This window comes from Nocardia mexicana NBRC 108244 (assembly GCF_001613165.1).
In the GTDB taxonomy this organism is placed as follows: Bacteria; Actinomycetota; Actinomycetes; order Mycobacteriales; family Mycobacteriaceae; genus Nocardia; species Nocardia mexicana.
On record NZ_BDBV01000134.1, the window covers coordinates 1 to 6,762 of the forward strand.

At 70.3% G+C, this 6,762-nt stretch carries 6 protein-coding genes and 4 tRNA genes; 7 read left to right on the forward strand and 3 right to left on the reverse strand.

Annotated features, from left to right (window positions below; genetic code table 11):
* Nucleotides 1-137 precede the first annotated feature (137 nt).
* Nucleotides 138-209: transfer RNA gene (locus tag NM1_RS38465), tRNA-Val, on the reverse strand.
* Between the two features lie 394 nt (nucleotides 210-603).
* On the opposite strand from NM1_RS38465, the gene NM1_RS38470 reads away from it, so the two are divergent.
* From NM1_RS38470 to NM1_RS38480, 3 genes are all read left to right on the forward strand, one after another.
* Nucleotides 604-676: transfer RNA gene (locus tag NM1_RS38470), tRNA-Gly, on the forward strand.
* Nucleotides 677-699: 23 nt separating this feature from the next.
* Nucleotides 700-770, forward strand: a tRNA-Cys gene (locus NM1_RS38475).
* Between the two features lie 14 nt (nucleotides 771-784).
* Nucleotides 785-859 (forward strand) — tRNA-Val (locus tag NM1_RS38480).
* 62 nt (nucleotides 860-921) lie between these two features.
* On the opposite strand, the gene NM1_RS38485 is transcribed toward NM1_RS38480, so the two are convergent.
* Together NM1_RS38485 and NM1_RS38490 are read right to left on the reverse strand one after the other, a co-directional pair.
* The gene (locus NM1_RS38485; RefSeq protein WP_084520452.1) at nucleotides 922-1,521 is read right to left on the reverse strand and encodes a PepSY domain-containing protein; all 600 of its coding nucleotides are present in this window, start codon (nucleotides 1,519-1,521) and stop codon (nucleotides 922-924) included.
* Between the two features lie 153 nt (nucleotides 1,522-1,674).
* The gene (locus NM1_RS38490) at nucleotides 1,675-2,442 is read right to left on the reverse strand and encodes an ArsR/SmtB family transcription factor (protein WP_114699800.1); all 768 of its coding nucleotides are present in this window, start codon (nucleotides 2,440-2,442) and stop codon (nucleotides 1,675-1,677) included.
* A gap of 117 nt (nucleotides 2,443-2,559) precedes the next feature.
* Here NM1_RS38490 and NM1_RS38495 point away from each other — a divergent pair, with 117 nt between their 5' ends.
* The 4 genes from NM1_RS38495 to NM1_RS38510 form a co-directional block, all read left to right on the forward strand.
* A complete protein-coding gene (locus tag NM1_RS38495) occupies nucleotides 2,560-3,945 on the forward strand; it encodes an MFS transporter (RefSeq protein ID WP_068032366.1) in 1,386 nt (461 codons plus the stop codon).
* A gap of 242 nt (nucleotides 3,946-4,187) precedes the next feature.
* Complete coding sequence (locus NM1_RS38500) at nucleotides 4,188-5,378, forward strand: hypothetical protein (RefSeq protein ID WP_246011623.1); 1,191 nt, start codon at nucleotides 4,188-4,190, stop codon at nucleotides 5,376-5,378.
* 170 nt (nucleotides 5,379-5,548) lie between these two features.
* Nucleotides 5,549-6,103: a hypothetical protein gene (locus NM1_RS38505; RefSeq protein ID WP_147289116.1), complete on the forward strand. Its 555-nt coding sequence runs from the start codon at nucleotides 5,549-5,551 to the stop codon at nucleotides 6,101-6,103.
* The coding region (locus NM1_RS38510) for a hypothetical protein (RefSeq protein ID WP_218022190.1) at nucleotides 6,103-6,762 on the forward strand (660 nt) is incomplete at its 3' end. The genes NM1_RS38505 and NM1_RS38510, both read left to right, overlap by 1 nt.

Here is a 6,762-nt window from a genome sequence, read left to right on the forward strand (position 1 = left end):
CATTCAGCTGGCGCAAGACCGCCGAGGAAATCGGCGACTCCCTCGCACGATATCCGCAGCGGATTTCAGGCGCGGAACACTAGCGAAAACCGCCAGCCAGGGCCCCAATGAGACCGGTTCAGATTGATACCAATTTGTGGTCCCAGCTGGTTTCGAACCAGCGACCTCTCGCGTGTGAGGCGAGCGCTCTCCCGCTGAGCTATGGGACCGAAGTTGCGAGGTGTTCGGAGCGGTTCGCGTGCCGTTCCGGACGAGACGAAACCTTAACACGCATCACCCGCGTCACACCAAATCGCGGGTCTACCTGGGCATTCTCCGAGGAGTCGGATCGGCGAGAGGCAGGGTGCACGAACATGATCGGCGGCACGTCCGATTCCGTGCCTCGCGTCCGGTCACCGGCTCGCGAGGGCGGTTCCAGCCTGATCATCGACGACATGGGATGGAGCGGCTCACCCCCGGGCGGCCAACCTCCCGACCAGCCGAACTACATCGCTGTGATTCCGATTCACCCGCATCTACCAGCGGATTTGTTGACAGTGGCGAAGGTGGGCTAATGTTCTCTCTCGCAGCCGGAAGGAGCGAAAGAGCCTCCGGAAGCGAAATGCGGATGTAGCGCAGCTGGTAGCGCATCACCTTGCCAAGGTGAGGGTCGCGGGTTCGAATCCCGTCATCCGCTCGAAGGCCAACCCGGCCTTGGTTGGCGGTGTGGCCGAGTGGTGAGGCAACGGCCTGCAAAGCCGTGCACACGGGTTCGATTCCCGTCGCCGCCTCTAAGAGGCACCATGCGCGATTAGCTCAGCGGGAGAGCGCTTCCCTGACACGGAAGAGGTCACTGGTTCAATCCCAGTATCGCGCACCAGGTTTCATACAGGTCAGGCCCGGTTTTCACCGGGCCTTTCCCGTGTCTTGGGCACGGCACCACTATGGGCCGCTGAGTTGCCCGCTCGTCGCGTCGACGATGTAGGTGGCGGGGTTGCTGTCGCCGGTCACCAGTTGGATCTGCCAGATCACGGTGCCGTCGGCGTTCGTATCGATCTCCATTTCGTCGAAACGGGCGTCCGGTGCGCGGGAGCTTGCCGATCGCAGCGCCTGCTCGGCCGTGACGGTGGCGTCGGTCAGTTTGGCGATGTCGTCGCTGGGCTTGTCCGCCTGCTGTGGCGACTGCACCTGGTGGCCCGACGAGTCGATGAGCATCTTGAATTCGTTGCCGTTCGACGCGACCTTGGCGTCGAATACCATGTCGGCCCCGCTCGTTTCGGTCTCGAGGTCGAACGGTTTGCCCTCGGGCACCGCACCGGTCGCGGTCTGCAGGGCCGCGAGCGCGGCGGCCACAGCCGTGTCGCCACCCGGTGGTGCCGCAGGTGCTCCGGAATGGTTGGGGGCGGCGCCGGTCGACACCGAGGTTCCGCCCCCGGAGTCCTTCTTCTCGGAGGTGGTGCCGTTATCGTCACCGCACGCGGCCAGCCCCAGCACGCCACACCCGACGACAGCACCGCCCACCAGCAGCTGCCTGCCTAGCATTCGCCACCTCCTCAGCCGAGCGTTCGAACAGGTATCTGCCCTGCCCACGCGGCATACCCTCCGGTCGGTTCGGCAAACGCGGCGAGTAGTGCGGGCCGCCAGCGGTGGGCGGCAGAGCCGATGCGAAGGACGCGGCCCCGGCTCCCCCGATCCTCAGGCCGCCAACTCCACCCCGAGCACGCGGTCCAGCACCTTCGCCCCCGGCTCCGTGACCCGCAGCGACCGCCTGGGTCCGAAGCGCTCCACCCAGCCCGCCGATTCCATGCGGGTGAGGACGGCGGCGCCGAGGGCGCCGCTGAGGTGGTGACGCTGTTCGCTCCAGTCGACGCAGAAGCGCAGCAGGGGGCGGCGGCCGCGACCGGCGGCGGACAGGTCCACGCCCAGCTCGGCGAACAGTGGTTCGGCGTTCGGGCCCAGCCGGTAGGGGTGGTCGGGTAAGGGGGCGGAGATCGGATCGTCTTGTGCGCGTTCGGTTCCGGGGACGCCGTCGGTGCGCTCGAGTGCCTTGCGGTCCAGCAGGGCCTCGGTCACGGCGACGCCGAGCCTGCCCGCCAGGTGGTCGTAGCAGCTGCGGGCGCGGCGCAGGGCGGCGGCGCGGGTGGATTCGCGCAGGGAACGGACCGGGCGGGTCGGGGCGAGCACGGCCAGCGCCTCGATGGCGACCGCCACCTCGCGGTTCGCCAGCCGGTAGTAGCGGTGGCGGCCGGACCGCTCCACCGTGAGCAACCCACCCTCCACAAGCCGGGCCAGATGTTCGCTGGCGGTCGAGGCCGCCACGCCGGACTCCGAGGCCAGGATCGACGCCGGCAGGGCGCGGCCGTCGGCGAGCGTGGTCACGATCCGCGCCCTGGTCGCGTCGGCCAGCAGGGCGCCGACCGCCGCGATATCGGTGTATCCGTACAGGGGTCGGCCGTCTGTCATACGGCCAGTCTGCCGCGCCGACACTTCGGCGGCCACCGAACCGTGGCCGTCGAGAAGCCGTTCGGTGGCGGTGACACTTCGGTGCAGCCCGAACGAATACGGGACAACACTGCGGGCATGAGCAATTCGACTCTCGCGACACCCCTGCCGGCTACCCAACGGCCAGGCCGGGTGCTGTCCGTGATGTGCGCGGGCATGTTCCTGGTGCTGCTGGATGTCACGATCGTCAACGTGGCACTGCCGAGCATCGGGCACGGGCTGCGATCGAACGTGGCAATGCTGCAGTGGGTGGTCGACGGGTACGTGGTGGTCATCGCCGGGCTGCTGCTGGCGGGCGGGACGGTCGGCGACCGGATCGGACACCGGCGCGTGCTGCTCGCCGGGTTCGCAGTATTCGGGGCCGCGTCGCTGGTGTGCGCGCTGGCGCCGAATATCGGAGTGCTGATCGGTGCGCGGGCGCTGCAGGGCATCGGCGGCGCGCTGCTGCTGCCCAGCACCATGGCGGTGATCGTGAAGGTGTATCCCGACCGGGAAGAACAGGCGAAGGCGCTGGGCACCTGGGCGGCGGTGTCGTCGCTGGCGCTGCCCGCGGGGCCGCTGCTGGGCGGCCTGCTGGTCGCCTGGTTCGGGTGGCGGCCGGTGTTCTGGATCAATGTGCCGCTGATCGTGCTCGCGATCGCGGCGACGCTGCTGGTGGTCCCGCACCGGCCGGGCTCCCCCGATCGGCGGCTGGATGTCCCCGGACTGCTCGGTTTCGTGATCGGATTGGGCGGGCTGGTGTTCACCGTCATCTCCGCGGGGCATCACGCCGGATCGGCGACGGTGTCGGCGGCGGCCGTGGTCACCGTGCTGGCCCTCGGCCTCGCGCTGTTCGGCGCCGCACACAGCAAGCATCCGATCCTGCCGCTGGATCTGTTGCGCCGCAAAGACTTTCTGAGCCCGAATCTGGTGGCGCTGACCATGAACCTGATCTTCAACGGCGTGCTGTTCGTCGTCATGCTCTATCTGCAGGATGTGCGGCACTGGTCACCGTTGGCCGCCGGGGTGGCGGTGCTGCCGATGGCGGTGCCGCTGATCGTGCTGGCACCGGTCTCCGGGCGGATCACCGCCCGCCGCGGGCCGCGGACGGCGATCGCCCTGGGCTGCGCGGTGGCGGCCGTGGGCAGTCTCCTGCTGACCGGGGTACACGCCGACGGCGGAATCGGCTGGCTGCTGGCCGGGATCCTGCTGATCGGCAGCGGTGGCGGGCTGATCACCGCATCGGTGGTCGCCGCGGTCGTCCGCGCCACACCCGCCGACCGGTCGGGGCTAGCGACCGGCACCTCCAACACCGCGCGGCAGGTCGGCACGGCCTGCGGCGTCGCGATCTTCGGCGCGGTCGCCGGATCCCCCGCCGACGCCGGATTCGTGGACGGCATCCACCTCCTGGCCGCCGCCGCGACCGTGGCGTGGGTCGGCGCGCTGCTGCTCACCCGGTTCGGGATCGCGGGCCGGGCCGGGTAGACTCGATCGGCTCCTGCGCCATCTCGGCATCTCGAAGTCCGATGCGCCCGGGCCACACGCGCTCTGACGCGCAGTGCCCGAACACGACTGTGCGAGCCGTTCGGCCCTCACGAGCCGAGGAAAGCCGCCGAGGTTCACCGCCCGTCGGCCCCTCTGCGACTCTCGACACGAACCCGGCATTACCGCCCGCAGACCGGTTGTGGGGATACGCTTTTCGAACGAAGTAGCGAAGGCGGGCGGAAGTGGTGACGACGAGCCGGATCGAGGACCTGCGGACCGGCCTCCTCGACGACCTGCGCGAGGGCATCTCGTTCGGGCTCGAGGAGGCCGACGAGACCCTCGCCGCGATGGTGGCCGTCCAGGCCGACGAGCGCCCGCGCAGCGCCGAGCTGATCACGCCGCGCCTGGGGCTCGACGGCGAGCGCCCGGAGACGCTGACGCTGATCGGGGCGCGGCACGAGCTGTCGCGGGATCGGGTGCGGCAGTTGTACACCCGCGCCGTGGGACAGATGGTGCGGCGGGTGCAGGCCACCGGATTCCCGGACACCGCGGTGTTCGCCGAGCGCTATCCGGTCGGCTGGGGCGATGAGCGGCTGGTTCGCACGCTGCTGGCCGAAATCTACGCCACCGACAGCGATATCGCCGCGCAGGACCTGGCCTACCTGCGGCTGCGGCTGGCCGGTCACGCGCTGATGGACGCCAAGCGCATGGCGGGCTTCGTATTTCAGCGCATCGCCGGGTGGCAGCAGCGCGGCCGCTGGCATCTCCCCACGCCGCGGCACACCGAACCGGTTGCCGGACAGCTGGTTCCGCTGCTGCGGCGCGCTGAATGGCCTGCGGGCTCCCCCGGTGATCTGCCCGGCGCTCCGGTCCGCACCGCGGATGCCGACGACGACGCGCGCGGCTCCGTATTCGCCGAAAAACTGGACCGGGAAACGACTTTCGACACCGCGCTGGAGGCCCGGCTGCTGCGTATGCTCGACGAGAGCGAACAGGTCGCCACCTTCACCGAACGTCCGGGGTCCGTCGACTACCGCCTGGACGGGGCCGAGCGCACCCACTACCCCACCGTCGCCGCCCGGCTCACCGACGACCGCGTCGTGCTGATAGACGTCGTCCCGCTGGGCCGCGTCGCCGTCCACGGCAATCGGGTCAAGCTCGACGCCGCCCGCGCGTGGGCGCACGAACGCGGCTGGGGCTGGCTGGTTTTCACCGGCAGCCGCCTCGGCGAGCCGGACCTGCGTCGTCACACCGTCGACGCCCGGCACGAGAACATCCTCCGCAACCGGCTGGCCGACGGACCGATCGCATGGCCCGAGTTCCGCCGCTATATCGATGAAACCGGCATCGACATCGTGGATCTGAACGGCCTCGCGCTGCGCCACGGCTGGCGCTGGGAGCGCGGGCCGTTCCGGCTCGCCCGCGGGGAGTAGCCGCGGCGGCCCACCCGCCGACGCGCAATCCGTTGCGGGCGTTGCCGGTACGGCGGTCGTGGGATCGAAGACCCGGTCCGCGTGGATATTCCGGCACGACGCCGATGTTTGCGTGGCGGGTTTGCGGGCAGGTCCAGCACATCGCCCATTGTCGACAGCCGAGGTTGATCATGAGTATTACGTCGGGGATCGTAAAGGTGTCGGGCGCCGCGGCGTCCACAGCGGTGCAAGGGATTCGAGCGGTCGCGGGCGCGAGTGCCGGTGCCGTAACCGGCGCGGCGCGCGGCGGCGTCCAGGGCGCGATCGCCGGATCCAAGGGCCGGATCGATGCGCCGACGGCCGCCGCGGTCGGCCTCGCCACCGCGGGACTCGCGGGCCTGATCGAATGGCCGGTCGTATTGACGGTGGGTGGCGTCGCAGGAGCCGCCTACCTGCTGCGACGGTCCAGGTCCGGGGCGCAGTCCGCGTCGTCGGCGGCCGGAGCGGGATCGAACGCACCCGTGCGGAAGGCATCCGCGCCGAAGGCGTCCGCCCGGAAGGCATCCGGCTCGACGGCATCCGGCCAGCGGTCGTCCACCCGCGGCCAACAGTCATCCACCCGGAAAACCGGCGCACACCAGGCGCCCGGCCGGAAGACCCGTTCGCGGGCATCCGGCCCCGAGGCGTCGACCGAGCAGCCCTCGACACGCCGGAAGTCCGCGCGCCCGGCGCACAGCGCGAACTGATGGTGTCGCTGAGCGGAATCGTGTCGGCGCCGATCCGGGTGCCGCTGGCCGTTACCGGCGCGACCATGGGCCTGGTGCGGCGCCCGGTCGAGGCGACCGCCCGCCTGGCGGATCCGAGAGCCCGCACCGTGGTCGCGGATCTGACCCACGGTCTCGGCCGTGAACTGAGTTCCCTGCTCGATCCCCGGAAACAGCGATGGCAGCGGCGGGTCGCGGTGCACGGCAATCGTATTCACGCCGAGGTGCGTGGCCTGCGTTCCACCGACGGCGGCCGAGTCGGGGAACTGCTGCGACGGCACCTGAACCCGGCAACCGGGGTCGAGTGGGTGCGGATCAACGCCGCGACCGGAAGAATCACGGTGGCCGCCGACCCGGCACGGCTGCCTCCCGCGCGCCTCGAGACGATCCTCGAGCGTGTCGAAGACCAAGCCGGAACCGCCGACCGGCCGTGGAGTCGCCGATACGAACATCCCTCCGATCGAGAACCGGTGCTCACGGCGGCGCTTCAACTGGCCGGCGATGTCGTGGGCCTCGGGGCGGCGCTCACCGGGCGGCTGCTACCGGTCCCCGCGCCCGCGCACGTATTCCGCGCCGCGGTGGCGCTGGTGGACGGGCAGCCACAGGTGCGCCGCGTGCTCGAATCCCGGCTGGGCCGGCAC

Excerpts from the sequence above, each read along its gene's own strand:
- NM1_RS38485 (WP_084520452.1), bottom strand. The coding sequence starts at position 1,521 with ATGCTAGGCAGGCAGCTGCTGGTGGGCGGTGCTGTCGTCGGGTGTGGC.
- NM1_RS38490 (WP_114699800.1), bottom strand. The coding sequence starts at position 2,442 with ATGACAGACGGCCGACCCCTGTACGGATACACCGATATCGCGGCGGTC.
- NM1_RS38495 (WP_068032366.1), top strand. The coding sequence starts at position 2,560 with ATGAGCAATTCGACTCTCGCGACACCCCTGCCGGCTACCCAACGGCCA.
- NM1_RS38505 (WP_147289116.1), top strand. The coding sequence starts at position 5,549 with ATGAGTATTACGTCGGGGATCGTAAAGGTGTCGGGCGCCGCGGCGTCC.